Origin of the sequence: Streptomyces sp. NPDC058796, assembly GCF_042745235.1 — a bacterium.
GTDB lineage: Bacteria > Actinomycetota > Actinomycetes > Streptomycetales > Streptomycetaceae > Streptomyces.
Genome location: NZ_JBHYOP010000008.1, coordinates 50970 through 77012, shown reverse-complemented (window position 1 = coordinate 77012; position 26043 = coordinate 50970). Strand labels below are relative to the sequence as shown.

The following is a 26043-nucleotide window of genomic DNA, read 5'->3' as shown; positions in this document are numbered from 1 at the left end:
GAGACGGACGCGGACGGGTCGACGACGACGGCCCGGGTGAACCCCGATACGTCCCGTGGACCGCATCGAGTGGTTTACGCCTCCCGTCCGTGTGAGGGCACCGCCACCGGGTCGCTCCTGCATCAAGGGTGGGACCCGATGAACACTCAGAATGCGAACAACTCAGGTACCAGCACGTCGTCCGGCACGCAGTCCCGCGCGGCCGGGGAGGAACAGCCGGCGTCCGGCGCTCACGGCGCACCGCCTCCGGCGCACCGCCGGACCACGCCCTCGCGGCGCTCCGTGGTCACGGCGACCGGAGCCTCCGCGCTCGCCGTCGGCCTCACCGCCGCCGTCACCCCCGCGACCGCGCTCAGCCCCGCGACCGTGCCCGCGGTCACGCCGGCCGCGGCGCCGCCCGGCACCGACCCCGAGGCGTACCGGACGGTCGCCCGTGCGGTCGTCGTCCACGACGAACACGACAAGCCCCTGGTCCCGGCCTACGTGAAGGCGGTCAACGACGGCCTGCCCGCCAGCCGGGGGAAGGCCACCAAGCGGGTCCTGATCGTCGGGGCCGGCCCGGCCGGACTGCTCGCCGCCGACCTGCTGAACCGGGCGGGCCACGACGTCGTCGTGATCGAGGCCAACGGCAACCGGGTCGGCGGCCGCATCAAGACCTTCCGCAAGGGCGGTCACGAGAAGGGCAGGCAGCCCTTCGCCGACCCCCGGCAGTACGCCGAGGGCGGAGCCATGCGGCTGCCGGAGAGCCATCCGCTCCTCATGGCCCTGCTCAAGAAGTTCGACCTCCCCCGCCAGGAGTTCTACCTGGTCGACGTCGACCCCGACGACCCGGCGAAGAAGACCAACCGCACCTGGATCCACGTCAACGGCGTCCGCGAGCGCCGGGCCGACTACGAGAAGAACCCGGAACGGATCAACGACACCTTCGGAGTCACCGGCGCCAACCGCAAGAAGACCGCGGCCGCCGTCCTCGCCGACGCCCTCGAACCGGCGCACCTGCTCATCCGCGGCAAGGAGGGGAAGGCACTCGTCGACGGGTGGGCCGAGGTCCTCAAGAAGTACGGACACTGGTCCATGTACCGCTACCTCACCGAAGCCGCCGGACTCGACACGCGGACCATCGACCTGGTCGGAACCATCCAGAACCTGACCTCGCGGCTGCACCTCTCCTTCCTGCACAGCTTCCTGTCCAGCGCGCTCATCGACCCCAGGACCAAGTTCTGGGAGATCAAGGGCGGCACCGCGCTGCTCGCCGACGCGATGTACGCGCCGGTGAAGGGGAAGGTGCGGCTCGACCGTCGCGCCGTTCGCATCGAACGCGCCGGCGGCAAGGTGCGGGTGCACACCGTCTCGGAGGACTGCCAGACGGGCAAGGGAGGAACCACAGAGGTCTTCGAGGGGGACGAGGCGATCATCACCGTACCCTTCTCCGGACTGCGGCACGTCGCCTTCGACCCCCCGCTGTCGTACGGCAAGCGCCGGGCCGTCACGGAGCTGCACTACGACGCGGCGACCAAGGTGCTGCTGGAGTTCTCCCGGCGCTGGTGGGAGCTGACCGAGGGGCAGTGGAAGCAGGCCCTCGACGCCATCGAGGACGGTCTGTACGAGAAGTACCGGGCGGGCAAGGTCACGGACGCCAGGTACCTCGGCGCGCACAAGTCCGTGAAGGCCCTGGGCGTGACGGTCCCCGAGGCCTACAAGCACTGCTTCGCCGCCTTCCGGCCCGCGGGGGAGGGCGAGGTCGAGGCCGCGCACGTCCGCGGTGGCGGATCCGTCAGTGACAACGCCAACCGCTTCATGTACTTCGAGCACGCCCACCCCATGGAAGGCAGCGACGGCGGCATCGTGCTGGCCTCCTACAGCTGGTCCGACGACGCTCTCAAGTGGGACGCCTACGCCGACGAGGAGCGCTGTCTGCGCGCCCTCGCCGGAGTGCAGGCCGTCTTCGGCCGCCGGTGCGAGGTCTTCTTCACCACCAAGTGCCAGACCCAGTCGTGGATGCGCGACCACTACGCCTACGGCGAGGCGTCCGTGCTCTTCCCCGGCCAGCACACGGAGCTGTTCCCGGACATCCCAACCTCTGAAGGACCTCTGCACTTCGCGGGGGACCACACCTCGGTCAAACCCGCCTGGATCGAGGGCGCCCTCGAGTCGGCCGTCCGAACCGCCCTGAAGGTACACACGGGCTGACGCCTTCCTGCCCGGCTGACCCAGCGCACCCTCGGCGGTGCCGGCCAAGGCGGTGCAACTCGTCGCCGCCCGACCGTGAGGCGAGCCTGGTGGCTTGATTCCGCACGGAAGGGCGGTCTGCCGCCCGAGTCCGCCGTAGGGTGCGCGCGAGCCGGTGCCCGGCCGCCCCCCGGGTATCAGTCGTGGAAGGTCGTGACCTCTTCGAGCGCGGCCCGCCCGGCCGTGACCCGGTTCACCGGGGCGGTCGTGTCGGCATAGCCGAAGGAGACACCGACGAGCAGCCGCCCCTCGGCGATGCCGAGTTCGTCGCGGACCGTGTCGGCGTAGAAGCTCAGCAGCCCCTGTGGGCAGCTCGCCACGCCGTACGCGGTCATCGCCAGGAGGAGGGTCTGCAGGTAGGCGCCGACGTCCGAGGCCAGCCGCGGACCGCCGTTCCCCGTGACGAACAGGAAGGCGGCGTGCGGCGCGCCGTAGAAGCGCAGGCTCTCCTCGTTGTAGGCCGCCCGCGCGGCGTGGTCGTCGGGGGCGATGCCCAGTGCTCCGTACAGGCCGGCGCCGAAGGCCGCCCGGCGTGCCTGGTGCACCGGTGCGTACATGTCGTCGGAGTACGGGAAGTCGACGGAGGTGCGGTTCGCGGCGTGAGCGGCCCGCAGCGCGTCCGCCAGGTGCTCGCGTGCTGCGCCGCTGACCACCTCCACCCGCCACGGCTGCGCGTTGGAGTTGGACGGTGCGGCCCCGGCGAGGGTGAAGATCGCGCGCATCGTGTCCTCGGGCACGGCGTCCGGGCGGAAGGCGCGGGTCGCGCGACGGCCGCGAATCAGCTTCTCCGCAGCGGTGCTGAGTTCGGTGGGGGCCAGCAGGCTCATCGAGTTCTCCTCGGCAATCGGATAGATGTAAACGCAACCGTTTACATCAGAGATCGTACCGGGTCCCCCGCATGGAAGTAAACGCTGACGTATACTCGACTCGTGAGTGTGACAACGGCGGCCGGAGGGCGCGGGCGCGGTGGGCGGGAACGCATCCTGGCGGCCGCCGCCCGCCTGTTCGCGACCCAGGGGATCAACGCGACCGGGATGGAACAGGTGGCGGACGAGGCCCCGGTGTCCAAGCGCACGCTCTACGCCCACTTCCGCACCAAGGGCGACCTGGTGATCGCCCACCTCCAGGGCCTCGCCTCGTCGGGCGCCACGGTCGAAAGCGTGCTGGTCCGCGAGGACGTGCCCGCGCGGGAGCGGATCCTCGGACTGTTCGACCTGTCCGCGCCTCCCGCCGGGACACCGGTGCGCGGGTGCCCGTTCATCGACGCCGCAGCGGAGTTCCCCGACCCGGACAGCGCGGTCCACTCCTACGCCCGCGACCAGAAACTACGCATGGTCGAGCTGGTCACGGCACTCGTGACGGAGCTGGGATACGACCACCCCGCCGTGCTCGCCGAACAACTGGTCACCCTCGCGGACGGGGCTGCCAGCCGTGCCATGGTCCTGGGCGACGCCGGCTACGGCCGGCACGCACGGGCGGCAGCGGAGACCCTCCTCGCGCACGCGCTGCCCGCCCGGACCTGATCCGCACCCGTCCGGGCGCACCGCCGCCTCCGTTCAGCAGCGGTCGACGACGCGCATACCGGTGACCTTCTCGGTGGGCACGGCGACCGCCTCCGTCGTGCCCGCAACCTGTATCCGAACAGTCCCGCCGCCGGCTCCCGCCAGCGTTCCGCACGTCGACGTCCCGTCGTGCGTGACGGTCACGTACGCGGCCGGGGCCCGGCTTGCCGCAGGGGCCCACCAGGTGGCGACGATGCCCAGGAAGAGACACAACAGCGCAACGGCGACGACCGTGCGGCCGCGTCTCAGCCGGGCCGCCGCGGAGTCGGCCAGAGCGATCTGGTACGCCGCGACCGATGCGTGGCGACGGTGGATGTCCGCCAGCGACACGGTGACTTCACGGGTGCCCGCCTGTGCCGCGAGGGCTTGCCAGAGCCCCGCGAGGCAGAGCGCGATGCCGCCGCCGATGAGCAGGGTGACGGCCGTGCGCCAGCCGACAGGGAGGTCGGCCGTCGTGTCGCGCCCCTTGAGCACCACACCGGTCGTGACCAGCGTGACGAACGCGGCCAGGCCGTTGCGCCAGGCCTCCGCGTTGGCGCGCACCGTGGGCAGGGAGGCTTCGGCCAGGGCGGCGAACCGGTCGCGCTCCGTGAGGTCCCCGGGTGTCGGCGGGCGTTCGGGCAGCCGCGGTCGCAGGGGCGTACCGGTCACGGTCGTCCGCCGACCGGATCGTGGTCGGGGGCGAGTTCGATGCGGAAGCTGACGCCGCAACCGGTGACCGCGGTGGCGTCGGCGGCCCCGGGCTCTCCGGTCGGGTGCGAGACGCCGCACGAACAGGTGACGTCCAGCACGACTGCCTCGGGCACACCGGCGGGCTCCGCCAGCCCCACGCCACCGCCGCCCGGTGCGTCCGCGCGCGTCCCGCCGAGCCCGTTGGTGACGGCGGTCAGGGAACGCCGGTCGGTGAAGGGGTGCGCACAGCGGGGGCACACGCCGTCGACGACGGCCGAGGCGATGTTGTCCCTCGCCGTCACCGTCGCGGTGAGGGCGCCGGACTCCAGCAGTCGGAAGGCGGCCTCGGTCCAGTGGTAGTCGGAGGTCTGTTGGTAGGGGACGGGTGGCTGGGGCTGCTGGGTCATGGTCACCTCTGGCCGGGACGCGAAATCGTGGTGGAAGTGGTCAGGGTCGTGGGTGGAAGGGATCAGGAACCGAAGTGGACGTACGATGCCCACTTCACGGGCGCCGTGGGATCGCTGTCGCGCAGCGCGCGCACGGCCCGGTGGAGCGCCATGGCCGGCTCCGGCCCGCCGTCGGAAGACGCCAACTCCCGGTAGAAGTGGTCCGACAGGGCCGCGGCCGACGTGTCGTCGACGGACCAGCTGGTGGCGACGATGTGCCGGAAGCCGGTCAGCTGTACCGCCGCTGCCAGGTGGATCGCCTCGTCCGCGAGGTCGGGGACGTGTGTGGCGGTCTGGCATGCCGACAGGAACGCCAGTTCGGCGCCGTCGAGTTCAACCGCCGCGATGTCCGCGACCGACAGCGGACCGTCGTGGAGGCTGAAGGCGCTCGCCGCCGGATCGACGAAGTCCTGGGCCGCGTGGCAGGCGAAGTGGACGCGGTCGCAGCGCGGGAGTTCGGCGAGGACCGCCTGCCGGGTCGCCTCCGGCCCCGCCAGACTCACCACCTCGGTCGTGCCCGTGGAATGCCGGAGCAGGCCTGCCAACTCGTCGGCGACCGCGGGGAGCCCGGCCAATCCCGGGGTCTCCTGCAGGGCGACCGCGAGGTGCCGCGCCACGGTCGGCGACGAGCGCGGGGTCCGGCTGCGGGTGAGCGCGGCCAGCGTCGGCGTGTACGAGGAGACCACCAGGTCCGCGGTCCACATACTGTCGGAATCGGTGGCCGAACCGTGGCGGGGATGGTGGCCCGCCGCGTGCAGCGGCAGCAGACTGAGCGGTCCGACCGGACACCACCACAACCGCGGCGGCGCACTCGCCGGGTGGTCGCAGCGCGACCGGTCGGTGTGTCGCAGCCGTGCCAGGATCGGTCCCACGATGTCGTCCCACACCCAGCCGAGCACGTCGTGAGTGAGGTGCCGGGCCCGCTCACGGGCCAGGAACGACGCGCGGGGGTCGGTCTGGACCCGGAGCGCGGACAGCAGCTCCGAGGCCCTGTCGGACACGTTGCCCGGGGAGACCCCGCGCAGCACCACGACCTCCGGCTCGGGCTCGTCGTCGCGGACGATCAGCGCATGACCTCCGTATGCGCTGACGTTGACGACGACCACCGGGCCGTCCGCGGCGGCCTGCTTCAGCTCGGCGTACGGCGTCGGTCCGAGGAAGTGCTCGAACCCCTCGAGCCGGCGGATCCCCTCGACCGTCTCGTCCCATTCCCGCGCCAGCTCCCGGCGGCGCTCATCGGCTTCGGCGGGGGACACCGGCTCCTGGATCCCCACGGCCCGGGCCGGCAGGTGGTGCGGCTCACCCAGGGGCGACGACTCGTCGAGCCGGCTGAGGGAAGAAAAGGCGTCGAGGCGGGCCCGCAGCTCCGTGAGCCGTTCGGCCAGAGCGGGATGGGAGCGGGCCAGATCCCCCGGGTCGCTGCGGAGTCGCAGGGTTTGTGACCAGATGACGGATCTGCTCTGTTCGAGCATCTCGACCGCGGTCGCCGGTCGACCGGCGGCGATGGCGGCCCCGGCCGCCTCGGAGGCGAGGCCGGACCATCCGCGCAGGGAGTCGCTGCGCACGTCGGTCCGCATCCCGTGCCAGGCGATCGTCGGCAGGTGGCCGACCGCGACACCGTAGTCCGCGACCGCGCCGTCGGCATCGCCCTGCCGCGCCGCGAGCCGGCCCGCGTGGACCGCGCACCGCGTGACCATGTCCGGGTGGCCGTAGGGATCCCGGGCGGCCTCGCGCCAGCAGACCAGCGCGGCCGCCCGATCCGCGTCCTGCCCGGTGGTCCGGTGCCGCTGCAGGTGGATCAGGCCCAAGGACCACAGCCACTCGGAGCGGCGGGTGTCTCCGGCCCGGGTGGACTCGACGGCTTGCCGGGCGGTGGCGAGTGCCTGGTCCAGCAGGGACCCGTCCCGTTGGAACCGGGCCGCCGTGATCTGCGCCACAGCCCGGTTGCGGAGGAAGAGGCTGTGGTCGGCGGAGCCAGGGCGGGCCGTGTCGATCATGCGCTTGCTGATCCGCAGCATCTCGGCGACGTCCGCGGGATCGGGCTCACCGGGCAGGTCGATCCGCATGGTGTAGAGCCAGGAGAGGACCGAGAGCGGCTGGCTGACGATGCCTCCGTGCTCGGGGAACTCGGGCTCCGCCTCGGCCGCCAGCGTGATCGCCTGGTCCAGGAGCGCGCGGTCACCGGTTCGCTCGTGGACCTGCCCGAGCACGTGTGCCAGGCCGACCGCGGCGATCGCTCGTTCCAAGGAGTCCCTGGACACCGTTCGCAACGCGGTGCGGTGGGCTTCGACCGCCGCGTGCAGGTCCAGGTCGTCGTGGAGGCGCGCGTGCCGGACGCGCAGCGCCATGCCCAGACTGTAGAAGTCCAGCCAGTGCGCCGGATCGTCGGCCGAGCGTGCGTTCGTCACCTCGCGCAACTCGGCCACGGACCGGTCGAAGTCCGCCGAAGACCCGGTCAGCAGGGCCCGGGCCTGCACGTAGACGGCGTGGTCGTGGAGGTTCGACAGACGTTTCCTCTCGTCGGTGATGTCCGCGAGGGCCGTCCCCAGGATCGAGATGGCCTCGTCGAGGTCCACCGGGTTCGCGGTCTGCTGGTAACGGGTGAACAGCGCCGAGGCGAGGAGGGACGGCGCGTTGGCGGGCGGTGTCGCGTTCGCGGTGGCGAGACGTACCGCCTCCCGCCCGGCGGCCGCTGCCGCGTCCAGGTCGGCCGTGTCCCTCGTGTGGTGGAAGCGCCAGACGAGGGTTCGGGTGAGTTCGACCAGCGTCGCGGGACGGCAGTCAGGGGACGGGAGTCCTGAGGCCACGGCGTCCCGGACGACCGCGACGACGCGCTCGAGGTCACCGGGGTCCCGGCGGTCCTCGTAGCGGAGCCGAAGGGCGTGAGCCAGCTTCGGCAGATACTCCGCGCGGTACCGGTCGGCGGGAGGGACGGCCCGGAAGGCCCGCGAGAAGGTCTCGACGGCGGTGTCGAGGTCGGTCGGGTCACCCTCCCGGAGGAACCTGCCGACCAGGACGTTCCCGAGATTCGACAGGTGGACGCTCAGCCTGGGGTCGTCCGGGTCCGCCGCGACGACCGTGCCGTGCATCATCCTGATCGACTCGGCACCGTCCTCGGCCCGTCCCGCGATCCCGTAGCGGGCGGCGAGCGCGATCGCGAGGAAGCCCTGGCAGGCCTCGCGGTCGTCCGCGTCGTCCACGGTGCTCGCAACCATCGACCTGGCCAGATCGACGAGGGTGTCCACGGCGTCGAGGTCGGCCGTGCTGCGTGATCGCGTCGACAACCGGGCATTGTCGAGTTCGAGTCCGACGTCGGCCGAGCGGGCGGTCGACGCGGCCCGGACGTCGAGGTGATGGGTGACCCGCAGCAGTGTCTCGGCCACCTGCCCGAGGCTACGAGCGACGGTGAGGCACTCCCGGGCAGCCGCGAACACGCGGTCCAGGTCGGCCCGGTCACCGGTGTGCTCGAAACGCCGCGCGAGGACGTGGATACTTCCGGCCAGACGCTCGCCCCGGTCCGCATGGTCGGCCGGAGTCGCCGCCAGGATGTCCGCCCAGAGGGCGATCGCCTCGTCCAGCCGGGCCAGGTCGCCCGCCCTGTCGTACCACGCGACGGTGGCATGGAGGAGATTGGCGAAGGTGACCAGGCCGTCCTCACCGTCCTCCGGCGAGGTCAGGGCGACCGCCTGGCGCCCTGTGTGAACCGCTCGGCGCAGGTCGGCGAGATCGTCCCCGTGCTGGAACCTGCGGTGCAACCGATGGCAGAGGTCGGACAGGGCGCGGACCCGCGAGCGGCTGCCCTCGGTCGCTTCGGCGACCGCGGCCTCGCACGCCTGGACGCTCCCCTCGAGATCGGCGGGGTCACCCCCGTGGTCGAACCGGTGGCACAGGGCGTCACTCAGGTCCACCAGGAAGCCCGCTCTTCGGGCATCGTCACTCGGCATGCGGCCGAGCGCCGACCGCCACAACCCGACGGCCTCGTCGAGGTCGGCCCGATCACGAGTCCTCGCATGCCGGGCTCGCAGGTTCCTGTCGAGTGTCCTCAGGGCGGAGGCCCAGTCCGGATCGGAGGCGTCGATCGTGTCGCGGGCGAGCCGGCCCCACCGCACGGCGGCGTCGCTGTCGGCCGGCGACCGAGTGAGCCCGGCCCGGTGTCGGTAGGCCCGCCCCAGACGGCTGTACCTCAGCCAGAGGAACTCGTCACCCGGTGGTGTGCCGGCGACCGAGTCCTCCAGGCACCGCAGGGCCTCTTCGAGGCAGGCCCGCTCGTTCGTCCGGTCGTACACGGTCATCAGGGCGTCGGCCAGCAGTGACTGCCTGCGCGCCCGGTCCCTGCCCGGTGGTGTGAGGAGGACGGCTTCGCGGCGGGCCGACACCGCCTTCCGTTCGTCCGCCACGTCCCCGGTGGCCCGGTGGCGTTCGTGGTAGGCGTGCCCCAGACGTCCGAGGGCGGCGACCCTGGCCGCGGGATCAGAGGGCGCGGTCCGAAGGGCCCATGACACACGCTCGATGGCCTGATCGACGGGGGCGAGGTCGGTGCCGTCGAAGAGACCCAGCAGCCTCCCCGCGGAGTCGACCGCCCAACTCAGCCGACGGCGGGCGTCCGTCGCGAGTTCCCCGACGACGTCGGCCATCTCGCCGGGAATCAGATCCGGCAAGGTCTCCCGCAGGCCGAGGAGGAAGCCGACGGCGCTGTCCGCTTCGACCTGTCCCGACACGGTCCCGGACACCGCGCCGCGCCAGAAGCGGAACCGGGCCAACTCCGCCAGTACGGCCAGGTTGTACTCCGGCTCACCTGCCCGGTCCAGGCGCATCGCCGTCCGCATGGCCGTGGCGTACTCCGCCTCGGCCCGGCGGCCGTCGAGATGCCGAGGATCCTTGTCCCTGTGGAACAGGGCCACTCTCCGCCGGACGGCTGAGACCGGGTCCGGCGTGGCTTCGGATGTCGCTTCCTCCCCCATGATCCCAGAGTACCGAGAAGGCACATCGCCGGACCGCGTATTGCGGGCGTCCTTCGGCGGACCGCCCGGCCCCGGGGCCGGGGTGGTTCCGGCGTGACCGGGCCCACGGCGGGGAACCAGGGGAAGGCCGGGCGGACATGGCGCGGCACAGCGGCGGACGGGCGTGGTACGGCATGGTGGCCGGGGCGGCGCTCAGGGTGACGGTGCTCGCCGTCGGTGCTCGGTGTGGACCGCGCAGGCCGACCCAGCGGGCGGCGGCGCGACTCCGGAGGTGTCCGTGCCGGCGAGGGCGGACAGCGGCACCGCGCCGGTCGACATGACGGTCGCCCACGCCGCCGACCAGGGAGCGAAGGGCGTCCACATCACCATCGACGAAGGCCCCGACTCGTCCTCGCCCCGAGTGCGGGATCTGCTGCGTGACTTCGGGGCGAAGGCGACGTTCTGCTGACGGCAACGCGGGACCCGGACCCGTGGAGGACGTGGTCGCGCCCCGGCGCCGACTGTGTACTGCAGGGCCCCGGTGGCGCCTTCACTCCGCACAGCCGCAAGGTGGCCGCGTCCCGGGGCGTGCGGCCGCCGGGCTGGAACGCAGCGGCGGGCCGGCGCACCGGGAAACCGAAGGAGGCGCCCTGCTCCTTCAGCCAGGGAAGGATCCTGCGTGGTCGCTCGAGGTCCTCGGTGTCCAGGCTGCCCGGCGGACACCGGTGGCCGAGCGGCCGCACGGCACCGGCGGCCGCATGGCCGGTATCGGGATCAGGCAGGCGGCCGTCAGTCGATGCAGAACTCGTTGCCCTCGATGTCCAGCATCGGGATGCACGAGTCATTGCCGTCGTACAGCGTCTGCACGTGCACCGCTCCGAGCGGGACCAGCCGTGCGCATTCGGCCTCGAGCGCGGCGAGGCGTTCCTCGCCCACGAGTCCGGTGCCGACCCGCACATCGAGATGCACCCGGTTCTTGGCGGCCTTGCCCTCGGGGACCCGCTGGAAGTACAGCCGCGGGCCCACGCCCGAGGGATCCGTACAGGCGAACCACGCGTCGCGCTCCTCGGGCGGCTGCGAACGCCTGAAATCGTCCCACGTGGCGAACCCCTCAGGTGGCGACGGCACGACGTACCCCAGTACCTCGCACCAGAAGCGAGCGAGACGTTCGGGTTCCGCGCAGTCGAAGGTGACTTGGAACTTCTTGACCGTGGGCATCGGCGCACCGTACCAACAGCCTCCGCGAGGCCGCAGCCGGATATCCAGCCCGCGGCGGCCCGACACGCACGGCGCCGGAGTGAGTGAGCAGCGTCTCATCGGGGCATGCCACCCTTGCCTATGCAACGAGTTGCATAGAAAGATCCGGGGTATGGCGCTCGAACACGCGATACTCGTCTCGCTGCTGGAGAAGCCGGGCTCGGGCTACGAACTCGCGCGCCGGTTCGAACGGTCCATCGGATACTTCTGGACCGCGACCCATCAGCAGATCTACCGCGTGTTGCGGCGCATGGAGGGCGACGGCCTGCTCGACGTCCGAGAAGTGGCGCAGCAGGGAAGGCCGGACAAGAAGGAGTACTCCGTCGCGGCACCGGGCCGCGCGGCACTCACCGCGTGGCTGCACGAACCGGTCGAGCCGGAGAGCATCAGGCACGAGCTGGCCGTCAAGATCCGCGGTGCGGCTTTCGACGACCCGTCCGCGCTGATCTCCGAGGTCGAACGCCACCGTGAGGCGCACCGTGACCGCCTCCGGCGCTATCTCACCGGGGAGCAGCGGGACTTCACCGGCCCCGAAGCCTCCCGGCCGCTCGACGCGGGCCGGGAACTCCAGCACGTCGTCCTGCGCGGAGGCATCGCCTTCGAGCGCATGACGATCGCCTGGCTCGACGACGTCCTCGGCACCCTCCACAGGCTCCGCGCCGCACGTCCCGGCAGCCAGGACTGACTCCGACGCGCGACCTGCGCGCACAACCGTCCGACCCGACCCCCGGAAGGCATCCCTCATGTCCGACCAGTTCCTGTTCAACCCGCGCACGTACGATCCCAGCCACTTCGACCCGGAGACCCGCAGGCTGTTGCGCGCCACGGTCGACTGGTTCGAGGCGCGCGGCAAGCGCAGGCTGATCGAGGACTACCGCTCACGCGTGTGGCTGGAGGACTTCCTCGCCTTCGCCGCGAAGGAGGGCCTCTTCGCCACCTTCCTGACCCCGGCGGCGGACGGCGACCGTGCGGGCCGGCGCTGGGACACCGCCCGCATCGCCGCCCTCAACGAGATCTTCGGGTTCTACGGCCTCGACTACTGGTACGCCTGGCAGGTCACCATCTTGGGCCTCGGTCCCGTCTGGCAGAGCGACAACGCGGCCGCCCGTGCCCGAGCAGCCGAACTCCTGGCGCAGGGCGAGGTGTTCGCCTTCGGCCTCTCCGAGAAGAGCCACGGCGCCGACATCTACTCCACCGACATGCTGCTGGAGCCCGACGGACAGGGAGGCTTCCGGGCGACCGGCTCCAAGTACTACATCGGCAACGGCAACGCCGCCGGTCTCGTGTCGGTGTTCGGCCGTCGCACCGACGTCGAGGGACCCGAGGGATACGTCTTCTTCGCGGCGGACAGTCGACACCCCGCCTACCACCTGGTGAAGAACGTCGTCGACTCCTCCAAGTACGTCAGCGAGTTCCGGATGGAGGACTACCCGGTCAAGCCCGAGGACGTCCTGCACACCGGGCGGGCCGCCTTCGACGCCGCGCTCAACACGGTCAACGTCGGCAAGTTCAACCTGTGCACCGCCTCGATCGGCATCTGCGAGCACGCGATGTACGAGGCCGTCACCCACGCCCACAACCGCATCCTGTACGGCCGGCCGGTCACCGCGTTCCCGCACGTCCGGCGCGAGCTGATCGACGCCTACGTGCGCCTGGTCGGGATGAAGCTGTTCAGTGACCGCGCCGTCGACTACTTCCGCTCCGCAGGCCCGGACGACCGCCGCTACCTGCTCTTCAACCCGATGACCAAGATGAAGGTCACCACGGAGGGCGAGAAGGTCATCGACCTGATGTGGGACGTCATCGCCGCCAAGGGCTTCGAGAAGGACACCTACTTCTCCCAGGCCGCGGTCGAGATCCGGAGCCTGCCGAAGCTCGAGGGTACGGTGCACGTCAACCTGGCCCTGATCCTGAAGTTCATGCGCAACCACCTGCTCGACCCGGTCGACCACCCGCAGGTGCCGACCCGTCTCGACGCGGCCGACGACACCTTCCTCTTCCGGCAGGGCCCGGCCCGCGGGCTCGGTTCCATCCGCTTCCACGACTGGCGCGCGGCGTTCGACACCTACGCCGGGGTGCCGAACGTGGCCCGCTTCCGGGAACAGGCCGACGCCCTGTGCACGTTCGTCACCGAGGCGGCGCCCGACGAGCGGCAGAGCCGCGACCTGGACCTGCTGCTCGCCGTCGGTCAGCTGTTCGCCCTCGTCGTGCACGGTCAGCTGATCCTGGAGCAGGCCGGGCTGACCGGCCTCGACGCGGACGTACTGGACGAACTGTTCTCCGTCCTCGTCCGCGACTTCTCGGCCCACGCCGTCGAACTCCACGGCAAGGACTCCGCCACCGGGGCGCAGCAGAGCTGGGCCCTCGGCGCCGTCCGGCGGCCCGTCGTCGACGAGGCCCGATCGGCACGGGTCTGGGAGCGCGTCGAGGCGCTGTCCGGCGCCTACGAGATGGCGCCGTAGAAGGAGCGCGGCCGGCGTCCCCGCTCCGGCACCCGGGCGACGTTTCCGTGTGTGCGCCTCGCCGGATTCTACGGGGCGACGCCGGGGACGGCGGGGGCGTCGCGCGTGTGGGCCCGCACGAGCAGGCGGGCGGCGGTCCGCGCGTGGACGGCCGGTACGGCCGTGCCGGAGATCGCGGCCGTGGTGATGGCTCCCTCGGCCAGGAGAGCGAGCTGGTCCGTCAGGCCCTCCGGCAGGCCGGAGTCGGCGACGAGGGAAGCCAGGTAGTCGCGGAACGCCAGTTTGTGGCGGCGGGCCTCGTCGGCGACCTCGGTGGAGACGCCGCCCAGCTCCCCGAAGGAGTTGACGAAGGCGCACCCGCGATAGCACGGTTCGGAGAACCACGTGTGCAGCCAGTCGAACACCGCGAGAAGCCGCTCGTCGGGGGTGCCGTAAGCGTCCACATGACGGGCGAGGGCCTGCCGCCACCGTTCGTCGCGCCGCCGCAGGAACTGCAGTACGAGTGCCTCCTTGGAGGGGAACAGCTGGTAGAGGCGCTTGAGCGACACGCCGGAAGCGTTGCGCACCGCGTCCATTCCCACGGCCTGGATGCCCCGGCCGTAGAAGAGCTGCTCGGCTGCGTCGAGCACCTGTTCCCGTGCGGCTTCGTGATCCGCCATGCCTCCTCCTTGCCGAGAAAACGTTCGTTCTCTATCGTACTGGGAAGTGGAGAACGAACGTTCTCCCCGTTGGGGGGCCCGCCGCCCCCACAAGGGCCCGGAACTGGAGCTGACATGGCTGACGCGATACGTCCCCCGGTGCCGCCGTTCACGCGCGAGACCGCCATCGAGAAGGTCCGCCTCGCCGAGGACGCGTGGAACTCCCGTGATCCGCGGAAGGTGTCGTTGGGCTACACGGTGGACTCACGCTGGCGCAACCGTTCTGAGTTCGTCACCGGACGGGAAGCGATCGTCGCGCTGCTGACCCGCAAGTGGAACACCGAGCTCGACTACCGACTGATCAAGGAGCTGTGGGCCCACGACGACCACCGCATCGCGGTGCGCTTCGCCTACGAGCACCACGACGACGCCGGCAACTGGTACCGCTGTTACGGCAACGAGAACTGGGAGTTCGACGAGCACGGGCTGATGCGCACCCGCCACGCCTCCATCAACACCTTGCCGATAGCCGCGTCGGAACGCGCGTATTTCTGGCCGCTGGGCCGCCGCCCCGACGGCCACCCGGGCCTCAGCGACCTCGGCTTCTGAGCTCCCCGACGCACGGTGACGCTCCCGCACGGACCGGACCGCACGAGGGCGACACCGGACGCAGTAGCGGTTCCATGGAACGTCGCACAGCGCTCGGCCCGGTCGCCGCCACCGGTGCCGTCGCTCGGCCTCGCCCGCGGATCCGAGCGGGCGGTACGCGATGGCCTCCAGCCGGGGATCGGCGGCCCCGAACAGGTCGACGTCGTGGGCGGTCCGGGCCATGCCGCGACTTCGTCCCCCGTTCACCCGTCGTCCCCCTCGCACTCGCCCTCCGCTGAAAGTGTGCGGCGACGGAGTGGACCGGACCGGAGGAAGGATGTCCCCCAAGAGCAAGAGAACCCGCGCCGCGCTGGCAGCCCTGGTGGTGGCCGCCGGCACCCTGGGGACCGCGGGAGCCGCGCCGGCGGGGCGGCCGGACGGGCAGCAGCACCAGCAGCGGCGGCCGGGTCTGTTCGAGCGCACCGCCACCTGCCCGGTCTTCCAGAACCGTCCGGCCGGTGAGGACGCGGCGGCCGGGACCGTAGCGGAGATCTCCGCGGTCAGCGACGACGGCCGCACCCTCGTCCACACCGACGCGGTGGCCCGGCGGATCGGCTTCCTGGACATCACCGGCCCCGACCGCCCGCGCGGCCTGGGCACCCTGTCGCTGGAACAGCTCGGCGACGCCGAGGACGAGCCGACCTCGGTCACCGTGGTCGGCCAGTACGTCATGGTGGTCGTCAACACCAGCGCGGGCTGCGCACGTCCCTCCGGACGGCTCGACGTCGTCTCGCTGCGCGACCGCGAGCGGGTGGCGAGCTTCGGCTTCGGCGGGCAGCCCGACTCCATCGCCCTCAGCAAGGACAAGCGGTACGCCGCCATCGCGATCGAGAACGAGCGCGACGAGGAGACGACACCGCCCGGCCGCGACAAGGGCGACCTGCCGCAGGCACCGGCCGGATGCACCCCCGCGACCGCGAGCGGCTGCGCGGGCCGTGGCGCGCCGCTCTGAGCGGCACGGCGCCGGATGTCTACGAGGCCGTCTACCGGATCCGGGCCGCCGACGGCTCCTACCGGCACCTGGCCACCCGCACCGTGCCGGTGCTGCGGGACGGGAGAGCGGCCGAATGGGTCTGTGCCGCCGCAGACGTCGAGGACGCGTGGCGGTCTCGGCTGCGCGAGCGGATGCCGGCCCAGGTCGCTGCCGTCCCGGGGGCGGGGCTGCAGGGGTGCGTTCAGCGAGTTGGTGAAGGTGGGCGTCCCGGAACTCGTCGATGTCTGCCTGATCCTGCTGCTGACGCACGACGACTGGCCCCTGCCCGAGACCGCCACGCTCACGGCACGACGGGTCGCCTCGGCCACCGGTCCCGGCCCCGCCTGTTCCGCGGGGGGCAGAGCGTGACCCTCTCCTCGACGGTCCGCGAGACTCTGGAGTCGCGCGTCCCCCGCACGTTCCTCCTTCCTTCCGGCGGGCCGGTCCCGTCCGACCTCGTCCCGGCCGTCACCGAACGATGGCTGGCCGCCGCGGGCGCCACCAGCATCACCCTGACCCCGCTCGTCGCCGGCGACACCGTCCTGGGCTACGCCGTCACCGGTAACAGCGGTGACAGCCCCGTGCCGACCGCCTCGGAGACCAACCTGCTGCGCGAAGTCCTCCACCACGCCCAGCGGCCCATCCGCAAGGCCCTCGACCTCCAGCAGGCCCGTCGCATCGCCCTCGGCCTGCAGCGCACCCACCTCACCGAGCCACCCTTCGTCGACGGGGCGGAACTCGCCGCCCGTTACAGGCCGACCAGCTCGACCGGCGAGATCGGCGGCGACTGGTACGACGCCTTCGTCCTGCCGGACGGCACCCTGAGCCTCGCACCGGCGACGTGGCCGGCCACGACCTGACCGCGGCCACCATCATGGGGCAGATGCGCAGCATGCTCCGCACCCTCGCCTGCACAAGCGCTGCCCGAACTGCGGGAGACCCTGGAGAAGTTCTCGGAGTACCGGGACGACCTCGTGATGGTCGCCTTCCGGACGGCTGCAGCGACCTGACGCCGCCCATCAGCGCCCGGACCGATGAACTCCCGCGCGCCACGTGTCCACGGAGCGGGGACAGCGGAAGGCAAGAACTGGGGATCCGGCTGGCACAAGATCCACAACAGCGTCGAGTGCCACATCGTCAGGAGCAACTGCTGACATCCGGTCAGGGCACGCGGGGCGCTGACCGGATCCGCTGCGGTTCCAGTCGTCCGCCGCGACAAGCCACTCGTCGGACTCGGCGTGGTGGACGACCCGGTTCAGGCCGAGACCGGGCAGAGGGTGCCTGACCCGGCGACGCCGATCAGCCTTGATCCTTGGCTCGATTTCGTCTACCGACTGTCAGTGGCGTGAGCAAGGGTTGCGCCTGTCCATACCTCAACCGGGGTCCTGGATGTTCGAGTCCGTGCAACCCCATCACCCAAGGGAGAAGCATGCGTACCGAGATCGTTCTGTCCCACGAAGCTCCCGAGCTCGACCTCGACCTGGACCTGCGCGTCTCCGACCTCCCGGAGCAGGCCGAGTCGTTCGGCCAGGGCACCTTCACCTCGCCGAGCAGCTACGCGATCGGCACGCGCTGCCCCATCTGCTGCTGACGGACTGAGATCCCTCGGGGCTCTTCCGGGCGGGGCGGGCGGCGCGTCCGCCCCGCTCTCCTGTAACGCGGCGAGGAGGACACACACGTGGCGCCGGAGTCCGATGCCCACCAAGCATCCGCAGCATTCGAGGTACGTGAGCCCGTTCTCGTCCGTATGGCGAGCCGGCCGCGCGATGCCGCCCCGGCCACGGTGGACGCCGCCGAGCCGGTCTCCGGAGCGCGGCAGCTCGCCTCCGATCCCGTGCTCGGCCAGGCGGTTCGGGTGGCCAGCGGCTCACTGGCCCACAGTCTGGCCGGCCTGACCAGTGACGAAGGAACGACCGCGCTGGGCCGCAAGCGGACCCTGAGCGCCGCGCGGACCCTGACGCGGTACGCCCGCCGCGCCGGAGCGCGCCCGACGCCGTTCGGCCTGTTCGCGGGTGTCGGCGCCGCCCGGTTCGGTTCCGCGGCCAAGGCGGCGCCGGGCACCGGTGAGGTCGCGGTCCGGCTCGACGGGGCGTGGCTGCGCCGCCGGGTGCTGGCCTGGCTCGCCGAGCCCGCCGACCGCCGGCGGGTGGACGTCGTACTCAACGACCTGTGCTTCCTGCGGGACGGCCGGCTGTATCTGCGCACCGGCGGTCAGGAGCAGTCGGTGCGCGACAACGCGCTGGTCGGCGCCGTGCGCGAGCGAGCGCGGACCCTGGTGCCGTATGCCGACCTGCTCGTCACCCTGACGGAGCGCTTTCCGGCACTGGACGCCGAACGACTCGACCGTCAGCTGGCCGGACTCCTGCAGCACGGATTCCTGCTCACCTCGATCACCCCGCACCGCATCGACAGCGCGCTGCTCGACGGCATCGAGACGGTCCTGGACGCGGCCCTCCCCGAGGACGCGCAGGCACTGCGGGACATCCGGACGGCCTGTGCACGGCACCAGGAGGACCCCCCGGGGTCGGGCGGCGACTCCTGGCAGCAGCTCCTGGACCAGGTCCGCCGCCTCGACGTTCCCGGCACGGACCGCGACGCGCACGCCCGGCCACCCCTGCACGTGGATCTGCACATCCCCGGCGAGTTCGTCGTACCGGAAGCGGTCGGCCGGGAGGTGTGCCGGTACGCGGCGGCCATCTGGGCGATCACACCGGAGTGGACGACACTGGCGTACATGCGGGACTACCGCGAGCGCTTCATCGAGCGGTACGGCACCGCCTGCGCCGTGCCGTTGGGCGAGCTGGCCGACCCGCACCGCGGACTGGGGCTGCCGCCCGAGTACGGCGCAGAGCCCGCGTACGCACGCAGCGGCCCCGGCGACGAGGCGGACGGTCCCAGGCGCGCGATGATCGGCGAGCTGCTTCAGGAGGCTGTGCTGTCCGGCGGCGACCTGGTGCTGACCGACGACGCCGTGCGTCGCCTGGCCGGAGTCGCCGGGCACGATCCCGCGACCGCGCCTCCGCGCGGTCTCGAACTGTGCTTCCAGGTGCTCGCCGAGAGCACCGCCGCACTGGACCGAGGCGACTTCCGGCTGCTCGGCAGCCCGCACATCGGATCCTGGACCGCGGGGGCCACCGCGGGCCGGTTCGCCCAGGCGGCCGACCTCACCGGCGAGCTCGCCCGGCTGGTCGCCGACACCGCCGTCAGCCCCGACGCCCCGGTCATCGCGGCCCAGGTCGAGATGATGCCCCGCGAGCCGCGCGGCCTCAACATCGTCCAGGTGCCCCGCCTGCTGCCGTACCGCATCCCCGTCGGCGTACCCGACGACCGGGACGACCCCCGTTGCCTCGACTGGCGTTCGCTGCTCGTCGCCGCCGGCTCCGACGGACTGCGGCTGCTGCACGCCGAGAGCGGCCGTCAGGTCCGCCCGGTACTGCCGCACATGCTCGCCCTGGACACACAGGCCCCGCCGGTGGCCCGGTTCCTGATGGATCTCGCGACGGCGAGACCTCGAGTGTGGTCGGGCTGGGACTGGGCGGGGCACGACGCCCTGCCGTATCTGCCGCGCGTCCGGTTCGGGCGCGTGGTGGCGATGCCCAAGCGCTGGCTGCCCGGCCGCCGACTGCGTGACGCGGCCCGGGGGGAGGGCGCCGAGGTGTGGGAGCAGGGCCTCGAAGCCTGGCGCTGGCGCCTTGCCGTACCGGACCGGCTGCAGATCGCGCGCAACGACCAGATGTACCCCGTCGACCTGCGCGACCGCTGGGACCGGGAACTGCTCCGCGCCGAACTGACCGCCACTCATCCCCAGTTCGTTCTCTACGAGGATCTCACGGCCGACGGCGCGGGCCTCGGCTGGAACGGCGGGCACAGCACGGAGATCGTGGTGCCCCTCGCGGGGACGCGGCCGCCCGCAGGGGGTACGCCGAGGGACGGAAGCGACGGACCGGCGCAGACCGCCCCGCCGGTCCGTCCCGCCCCCGCCCGGTTCCACCTGCCGGGCGAGGACTGGCTGTTCGCCAAGTGGTACGCCGAGCCCTCGGCCCACGAAGCTCTGCTCGTCGAGCACCTTCCGGCCGTACTCGCCGAAATCGAGGGCGAGATCGACCGCTGGTTCTTCCTGCGCTACCAGGACCCCGAGCCCCATCTGCGGCTGCGTTTCCACGGCGACCCCGGGGTGTTGAACAGCCGGGTGCTGCCCGCGATCAGCCGTGCGTCACGAGCCCTCGTCGAGAGCGGGGCCCTGAGCACGATGACCCTCGACGCATACCGCCCCGAGAGCGACCGGTACGGAGGGGAGGCCCTGCAGGAGGCGGCCGAGCGACTCTTCCGCACGGACAGCCTGTCGGCGCTCGTCCAGTTGCGCGCTCTGCGGGGCGTCGCGCGGGGGCTTCCGGCGGCCGTGCTCGCCGGGCTCGGGCACGCGGTGCTCCTGGAGTCACTGGGGGACTGGGACTGGTGCGGATGGGTCGACCGGATGTTCACGAAGACCGCGGAGCACGGCGTGTACCAGCGGCACCGCGCCGTCGCCGACCGGCTGATCAGACCGGGCAACGCTGTGTCGTCGGCCGCGGAAGCACTCGGGGAGCCGTCCCTCGGCACGCTGTGGTCCGAGTCGCCCGAGCCGCGCGCGTACGGGCGGCTGGTCCTGTCCGCTCCGGAAGCCGACCGTGACGAGGCCCTGCTGTCGTTGCTGCACATGCGCCACAACCGGCTGTTCGGCATCGACCGGACGGCCGAGGCCCGCGGGTACGCCGTTCTGCGGGGCGCGGTGCGGACCCACGTCGGCCGACGACGGCACGAGAGCGGGAGCGGACGATGAGGGGGAGCGGACGATGACCGGGACCACCGGGGACGGGACACGGGAACGCACGACGAACGGGTCGACCGGGAGCGGGACGCGGGAGCGTGCCGCCGGTCATCCCGTTCAGGACCTGCGGGAGAGCGCGGCCGCAGTCTCCGCCGAGATCCTGAACCGGCTCGCCGATCCCACCGCCACCATGGCGGCCACGCGCATCCCGGCCCAGGCCGCGGACGACGGTTTGGCCGAGCCGATCTGGGCCGAGCTCACCCTGGGCAGCGGCAGCCCCGGGCTCGCGCTCGCCTTCGCGGGAGCCGCCCGTGACGCGGCGCGGCAGGTACCGCGCGCCCACGCGTACCTCACCGCGGGAAGCCGCGCCGTCTCGGGCCGGGCCGGCACCGTGGGTGGAATCTTCAAGGGGCCCGGGGCCCTGGCGTTCGCCGTGCTGCTCGCTCACCGCACCACCGGCGGGTACGTCTCCGCACTCCATCGCTTCGACGCCTACCAGCGCGATCTCGTACGGAGCGTCCTGCCGCCCGTCGAGGACCGCCCGCTGCCCACCATCGGCCGCTACGAGGTGGTCCGCGGTCTGACCGGTGTCGGCCGCTATCTCCTGGCCAGGGCGGAGAACTGCGAAGAACCGCTGACGGCGGTGCTCGACTACCTCGTACGCCTGTCGCTCGGCACCGTCGAGCACCAAGGCGCGGAGGTGCCGCGCTGGTGGGCCCTGGACGCCCCCCGGATCGGCTCCGAGGCGGCGTTCCCCGGCGGCCACCTCAACCTGGGCCTCTCGCACGGCGTAGCCGGTCCACTCGCCCTGCTGGCCCTGGCCTGGGAGCAAGGCGTGCGGGTGCGGGGCCAGCAGGAGGCCATGGAAGCGACGGCCGAACTGCTGCGGACCTGGGCGGTGACGGACCGGCACGGCCTGTTCTGGCCCGGCTACCTCTCCTTCGCCCAGTGGCAACGAGGCCCTGCCGCCTACGACGGCAGCGCGAAGTGGCCGGCCTGGTGCTACGGAGCTCCCGGGGTCTCCCGCGCCCTGCAACTGGCCGGACGGGCGCTCGGCCGGACGGACTTCTCGGACCTCGCCCGCGCCTCGGTGGACCGGCTGCTCGTGCTTCCCCGGTCGGCCTGGGGCATCGACGACCATGCGCTGTGCCACGGTTGGGCCGGGGCCCTGCACCTGCTGGGCCGACTCGACGAGGCGTGGCAGGACCCCCGGCTGGCCGAACTGCGGGACGCCATCGCCGCCGAACTCGTCTCCGCCTTCGACCCGGCACTGCCGTTCGGACTGCGGTTCACGATGACGAAGGTGCCGTTCGGCTCCGACGTCTCCGGCTACCTCGACGGTGCGGCCGGCGTCGCGCTCGCCCTGGACTCGTACGCGACGGCCGGCACACCGGCCGACTGGGACATGCCGCTGATGCTGGCCTAGGCACCCACGGGGACAAGCCTCCTGGAGATCCCCCGCGTGCCGGCTGCGGCCTTCACGTTCTGTCGCAGTGGCTCGGGGACGAGTTGTGGCCCTCGCCCACCGCGGCCAAGCGCGCGCCTCCGGGGGCCTTCCTCGTGACGCTCGGAGGTGTGGTCGCGACGGTAAGGGGGCCCCGTCGGCAAGCAACTGATGCTCGGGCGTGCAGTGTGCAGCATTCGCCGTCAGAGGTCTCGGGCGGACCTTTGCTCAGAACCTGTGGACGATCTTCTTTTCCGTCATCAGCTCTTGCAACTCCGCGTCCGACAGTGGGTGCAGAGTGTCCAGGAGGCGGCGTAGCCCACGCTCGTCGAGGCTCTGGCTGGTGACTTCGACCTCTGTGTCGTGGTGGCGGCGCGTGAGAGTGACCCCGTCGGTGCCTCCGGGGATTTCGTGGACCTCGACCATGTCACCGTGCGCGTCCACCGTGCAGGTCTCGTTCTGCGCCGAGAATTCGGAGCACTGGAGGGCGGGCGTGATCGGCGTGCGTACGACGAGACCCACGTACCCCAACTCGTACCCTGCCCGGACGGGGCGGTAGTCGACGACGAAGGAAGCGGGGCCGACCTCGGCGCGGGACACCTCCATGCCCTGCGGCGCATCGCCCAGAACCAGCAGTTCGGCCCTCTCTCGGTACCGTGCCGTCTCCGCCTCCCGCTCACGTTGTTGCGCCTGCGCCGGGCCGACGAAGCCCCCGTAGGCCACGCCGGTCACCAGTACGGCCAGTGCCCCCGACCGCACCCACCGGCTCGGCACGAAGAACGCCGCGGCCACGGTGTACGGAGCCCCCGTGAGCGCCACCCGCGCCTCGGCGCTCCCCAGGTCGACGTCCCCGCTGTAGACGGCCAGACCCGCCATGACCCCGAGCGTTCCGAGGACGAAGACCAGCACGGCCCAGCCCAGCCGCCGCCGGACGGAGCCGCACAACGGAACCACGGTCCTCGCTGGTAGACCCGCCATGGTCAGCAGTCCCAAGGCCAGCGGCACGCCGACCAAGAAGACCGGAACCGTCGCACCGACCCCACCACCCCAGGCCGATGCCACCAGCCCGAAGCCGAGCATCGGCACCGCGGCCGCCATGGTCGCCCAGACCAGAAGGAGGTGCAGGGCTGTGAGCGTCCCTCTGCTGGTTTTCACCTCACGGAGCCTGCCAGGTGACGTACCGGCGGACATGAGTACGCGTACTCAAAGGACGGCCCGTACCGGTCATGCCGGAGAGCGGCGGCCGTCGTGCCCGGGGCCGGAGCGGCCAGTGCACCAGCCGCAGTTACCGAGGACGGTAGCGGAGGTGGACGACGCCGTTGCTGAACCGGTGCTCGTCGATGAACTCGAGGTCCGCGCGTGCGTCCGTCGGCAGGGCGGGGTTGCGCCCACCGAGGACGACGGGCCAGACGAAAAGGGCGAGCTCGTCGACCAGTCCGGCCGCGAGAGCCTGCGCGGCCAGGTTCGGACCACCCACCAAGAGATCTCTGGTGGCGGCGGCCTTCAGGGCGCGTACCGCATTGGGGTCGAAGCGACGTTCGAGACGAGTGTTCGCGGTGGGCGGCTCGGCGAGGGTCGAGGAGTAGACGACCTTGTCCGCCGCCCGCCATGCGCTGGCATAGTCGGCCATGAGATCCGACCGCGCGGCCAGGGTGGGGTCGGTCTCCCAGACGGCCAGCGTCTCGTACATGCGCCGCCCGTACAGGTAGGTGCCTGCAGATCGCATGAGATCGGTGATGAACGCGAAGACGTCGTCGTCCGGCGGAGCCCAGTCGAACGCGCCGCGTTCGTCCTCGGTGCAGCCATCGAGCGACATGTTCGACGCATAGATCAACTTCGCCATGACCGCTCCTTCGTCATCGTCGAGATGTCTCGATGACCTCGCCGTCCACACCTTAGCCCCGCGCGAGTAGGAGGGGAGTGGTCATCCGCCAGCCGAATGTGCTTGATGCCGCGCCGCACGACGTGCTAGCCCTGGCACACTGCAGGTTCCGCCCGATCACGATTCACGGCTGGAGTGAACTGGTTGAGCGCTGACGGGGTTGGGGCGGCGAGGAGTGGGTGCCCCACACAATCGTCATTCACGTCACGGGTCTGACCTGGAAGGCATGGGTCGGAAGGCTGGCAACGCATTAGAATGACGGTCATGACGAGCGACTTCTGTGAAGTCATGTTCCTTCCCTCCTCCCAGTGCGACCATTGTCGTTCAGCACAGTCGAATCTTCCCCGAAGGGTGTTTGTCACGAAAGGGGGAAGTGTTTATCACCGCACCCCGAACTGTGAGGGCCTCAAGGACGGGCAGCGGTTCGCCCGCTGGAAGGGCCTGGATAGCCACGACGTGGAATCCAGACCGCGCAGTGATGTCTTGGCCCGGCTCGGCCCGTGCGAAATATGCCGCCCAGATCTTCCGGCACCTCGCGGGTGAGGATTCCAAGAGCGCTTCGCCCCCGGCGGGGGAGTCGAACAAGCGGGACCGGACGACTGCGGCTGAAGGTCTCTCAGTTCCCCGTCTTCCTCGCCGAGCTGCTGCCGGCGAGGGCGACGGCCGGGAGACCGCTGCCGTCGGCCGGTCTGCGCGGACGGCGATGGCGGCGCCCGGCATCTCCGGGTACTTGTCGCACCGGTTCCTCCATGGGCGCATTGCTCACCACCGCCCAACCGCCCCGCTGAGCTGGAAGTCGCCGCGCAGCCGTCCGCCGGTGTGGGGCTCCGGTGCGTCAGCCGAGGCGGGGCACCGTGGGACGTCGGTGCCCCGCCTCAGCAGCCAAGGGCCTTACCTCGCGGCCAGCGGCGTGACGGCGACCTGGTCGATCACCGGCGCGTACGGGGAGCGCTGGTCGTACCGGTTGTAGGTGTCGCCGTCGAAGTCCGGCAGCTCCTCCGCGGTGAAGGTCAGACTGTTCGTGCCCTCCTTGAGCGTGACCGGCACGGTCAGCTCCCTGAAGTTGTTGAAGTGGAAGGTGGTCGGGAACAGAATGCGGCGGGCCGCCCCTCCGTTGACGGACAGGTCCGCGTGGCGCGCGACGGGGTCGGGGTTGTAGTGGGTGGCGGGTGCCTGTTCGGCGTTGGAGTAGCGGATGGTCAGCGCGTGCCGGCCGGACTTGGCGGCTGTCACGTCGAGCGTCAGGGCGTTGGCCTTTCCGTCACCGATGTCCGTGACGGCCTTGCCGCCGTGGGCGAAGCGGTAGGCGTCGGTCGCTCTGGCGGCACCGGAGAGCGAGCCGTTCTCGGCCTGCTGGACGGTGGGCACCAGCGCACCTCGTGACGGGGCGACCCGCAGCCGGTCGAGGACCAGTGCGTCCGAGGCGCCGGTCAGGGTGATCTTGTTGATGCCGCCGGAGAGGAACAGTTTCACCGTGTTCGTCCCCTTCCTGGCACCTCCGAGCAGGGGCAGCTGGAGCTGCTCACCGTTGAGGGCCAGACTCGCCCGGCCGCCGCCCAGGTGGTCGACGGAGACGGTGGATTCTCCGTCGGTGGCGGAGTGGACCCAGAAGGTGGTGGAGGCGCCGTCGGCCAGCGCCACCGTGCCGGGACCGGAGACTCCGGAGCGGGTGTAGGCGGGCTGGGTCCCGTCGAGCGCGGCGTACTCGGCCTCGTAGAGGGCCGGCTGCGTGACGTGCGCGTCGCGCAGGCTGAGGTCGATCTTGTCGATGATCGCGTCGCCCTTGGTGACGCCGAGATCGGGATCCTGCGCGGCGAGGGTGATCCGGTGTCTGCCGGCGCTCAGCTTCACTGTGGTGTCGGTGTGGCCCCACACCACCCACTTGTAACCAAGCGGCAGCCGCAGCTCCTGTGCGGCCCCGCCGTCGACGCGCGGGAAGACATTGGTCGGGCCCTGCTCCTTGACCAGGTCGTACAGGTTGTAGGGCGGGGAGCAGCATCTTCTTGGCGAGGTCGCCGGTGATGCCGAAGAGCACCAGGGCGTCGGAGCGTTCCATGCCGGGAGGGCTGAGGAGGGCGTCGCT

Annotated in this window: 21 protein-coding genes and 2 pseudogenes; 14 read left to right on the top strand and 9 right to left on the bottom strand. The window is 71.5% G+C overall.

Translation table 11 applies throughout. The annotated features are described in order from the left end of the window. The first annotated feature begins 138 nt into the window (after positions 1–138). Complete coding sequence (locus ACFW47_RS20695; protein WP_386306561.1) at positions 139–2190, top strand: flavin monoamine oxidase family protein; 2052 nt, start codon at positions 139–141, stop codon at positions 2188–2190. A 176-nt stretch (positions 2191–2366) separates the two neighbouring features. On the opposite strand, the gene ACFW47_RS20690 is transcribed toward ACFW47_RS20695, so the two are convergent. After that, positions 2367–3056, bottom strand: coding sequence for a nitroreductase (locus ACFW47_RS20690; RefSeq protein ID WP_386306559.1), 690 nt, complete (start codon positions 3054–3056; stop codon positions 2367–2369). A gap of 102 nt (positions 3057–3158) precedes the next feature. On the opposite strand from ACFW47_RS20690, the gene ACFW47_RS20685 reads away from it, so the two are divergent. Beyond that, positions 3159–3752: a TetR/AcrR family transcriptional regulator gene (locus tag ACFW47_RS20685; protein WP_386306557.1), complete on the top strand. Its 594-nt coding sequence runs from the start codon at positions 3159–3161 to the stop codon at positions 3750–3752. Between the two features lie 33 nt (positions 3753–3785). On the opposite strand, the gene ACFW47_RS20680 is transcribed toward ACFW47_RS20685, so the two are convergent. The 3 genes from ACFW47_RS20680 to ACFW47_RS20670 form a co-directional block, all read right to left on the bottom strand. After that, the gene (locus tag ACFW47_RS20680; RefSeq protein ID WP_386283083.1) at positions 3786–4442 is read right to left on the bottom strand and encodes a hypothetical protein; all 657 of its coding nucleotides are present in this window, start codon (positions 4440–4442) and stop codon (positions 3786–3788) included. Continuing rightward, a complete protein-coding gene (locus tag ACFW47_RS20675) occupies positions 4439–4870 on the bottom strand; it encodes a hypothetical protein (protein ID WP_386306555.1) in 432 nt (143 codons plus the stop codon). Before ACFW47_RS20675 ends, ACFW47_RS20680 begins: the two co-directional genes overlap by 4 nt. A gap of 62 nt (positions 4871–4932) precedes the next feature. After that, positions 4933–9870 carry a CHAT domain-containing protein gene (locus ACFW47_RS20670; protein ID WP_386306553.1) on the bottom strand — a complete coding sequence of 1646 codons (4938 nt, stop codon included), beginning with the start codon at positions 9868–9870 and terminating at the stop codon, positions 4933–4935. Between the two features lie 277 nt (positions 9871–10147). On the opposite strand from ACFW47_RS20670, the gene ACFW47_RS20665 reads away from it, so the two are divergent. After that, the gene (locus ACFW47_RS20665; RefSeq protein WP_386283077.1) at positions 10148–10318 is read left to right on the top strand and encodes a polysaccharide deacetylase family protein; all 171 of its coding nucleotides are present in this window, start codon (positions 10148–10150) and stop codon (positions 10316–10318) included. A gap of 320 nt (positions 10319–10638) precedes the next feature. Here ACFW47_RS20665 and ACFW47_RS20660 read toward each other — a convergent pair whose 3' ends face one another. After that, positions 10639–11067, bottom strand: coding sequence for a VOC family protein (locus ACFW47_RS20660; RefSeq protein WP_386283075.1), 429 nt, complete (start codon positions 11065–11067; stop codon positions 10639–10641). Positions 11068–11218: 151 nt separating this feature from the next. On the opposite strand from ACFW47_RS20660, the gene ACFW47_RS20655 reads away from it, so the two are divergent. Next, positions 11219–11791, top strand: coding sequence for a PadR family transcriptional regulator (locus ACFW47_RS20655; RefSeq protein WP_386283072.1), 573 nt, complete (start codon positions 11219–11221; stop codon positions 11789–11791). Positions 11792–11849: 58 nt separating this feature from the next. After that, on the top strand, positions 11850–13568 hold the full coding sequence (locus ACFW47_RS20650) for an acyl-CoA dehydrogenase family protein (RefSeq protein WP_386306551.1): 1719 nt from the start codon (positions 11850–11852) through the stop codon (positions 13566–13568). Positions 13569–13636: 68 nt separating this feature from the next. Here ACFW47_RS20650 and ACFW47_RS20645 read toward each other — a convergent pair whose 3' ends face one another. Next, complete coding sequence (locus tag ACFW47_RS20645; protein ID WP_386306549.1) at positions 13637–14227, bottom strand: TetR/AcrR family transcriptional regulator; 591 nt, start codon at positions 14225–14227, stop codon at positions 13637–13639. Between the two features lie 114 nt (positions 14228–14341). On the opposite strand from ACFW47_RS20645, the gene ACFW47_RS20640 reads away from it, so the two are divergent. The 9 genes and pseudogenes from ACFW47_RS20640 (at position 14342) to ACFW47_RS20600 (ending at position 22060) form a co-directional block, all read left to right on the top strand. Next, positions 14342–14815: a DUF1348 family protein gene (locus tag ACFW47_RS20640; RefSeq protein WP_386283065.1), complete on the top strand. Its 474-nt coding sequence runs from the start codon at positions 14342–14344 to the stop codon at positions 14813–14815. A 316-nt stretch (positions 14816–15131) separates the two neighbouring features. Continuing rightward, positions 15132–15806 carry a hypothetical protein gene (locus tag ACFW47_RS20635; RefSeq protein WP_386306547.1) on the top strand — a complete coding sequence of 225 codons (675 nt, stop codon included), beginning with the start codon at positions 15132–15134 and terminating at the stop codon, positions 15804–15806. Further along, positions 15755–15871, top strand: a pseudogene (locus tag ACFW47_RS20630) (hypothetical protein); the annotation flags it as partial. The gene ACFW47_RS20635 and the pseudogene ACFW47_RS20630, both read left to right, overlap by 52 nt. 166 nt (positions 15872–16037) lie before the next feature. Next, positions 16038–16196, top strand: a complete 159-nt coding sequence (locus tag ACFW47_RS20625) for a hypothetical protein (RefSeq protein WP_386306823.1) — start codon at positions 16038–16040, stop codon at positions 16194–16196. After that, complete coding sequence (locus ACFW47_RS20620) at positions 16193–16687, top strand: hypothetical protein (RefSeq protein WP_386306821.1); 495 nt, start codon at positions 16193–16195, stop codon at positions 16685–16687. The genes ACFW47_RS20625 and ACFW47_RS20620 overlap by 4 nt, the downstream gene beginning before the upstream one ends. A gap of 14 nt (positions 16688–16701) precedes the next feature. Continuing rightward, entirely contained in the window at positions 16702–17112 is a 411-nt protein-coding gene (locus tag ACFW47_RS20615) for a hypothetical protein (protein WP_386306808.1), read from the top strand. Positions 17113–17256: 144 nt separating this feature from the next. Next, positions 17257–17418, top strand: a complete 162-nt coding sequence (gene lanA, locus ACFW47_RS20610) for an SCO0268 family class II lanthipeptide (protein WP_063484126.1) — start codon at positions 17257–17259, stop codon at positions 17416–17418. Between the two features lie 87 nt (positions 17419–17505). Further along, positions 17506–20646 (top strand): lantibiotic dehydratase, encoded by a 3141-nt coding sequence (locus ACFW47_RS20605; RefSeq protein WP_386306544.1) that lies wholly within the window; start codon positions 17506–17508, stop codon positions 20644–20646. Positions 20647–20659: 13 nt separating this feature from the next. Beyond that, positions 20660–22060: a lanthionine synthetase C family protein gene (locus ACFW47_RS20600; protein WP_386306542.1), complete on the top strand. Its 1401-nt coding sequence runs from the start codon at positions 20660–20662 to the stop codon at positions 22058–22060. Positions 22061–22306: 246 nt separating this feature from the next. On the opposite strand, the gene ACFW47_RS20595 is transcribed toward ACFW47_RS20600, so the two are convergent. From ACFW47_RS20595 to ACFW47_RS20585, 3 genes and pseudogenes are all read right to left on the bottom strand, one after another. Next, positions 22307–23233 (bottom strand): hypothetical protein, encoded by a 927-nt coding sequence (locus ACFW47_RS20595; protein WP_386283060.1) that lies wholly within the window; start codon positions 23231–23233, stop codon positions 22307–22309. Positions 23234–23363: 130 nt separating this feature from the next. Further along, positions 23364–23921 carry a dihydrofolate reductase family protein gene (locus ACFW47_RS20590; protein ID WP_386306540.1) on the bottom strand — a complete coding sequence of 186 codons (558 nt, stop codon included), beginning with the start codon at positions 23919–23921 and terminating at the stop codon, positions 23364–23366. A gap of 930 nt (positions 23922–24851) precedes the next feature. Beyond that, a pseudogene (locus ACFW47_RS20585) lies at positions 24852–25943 on the bottom strand (cellulosome protein); the annotation flags it as partial. Between the last annotated feature and the right edge of the window lie 100 nt (positions 25944–26043).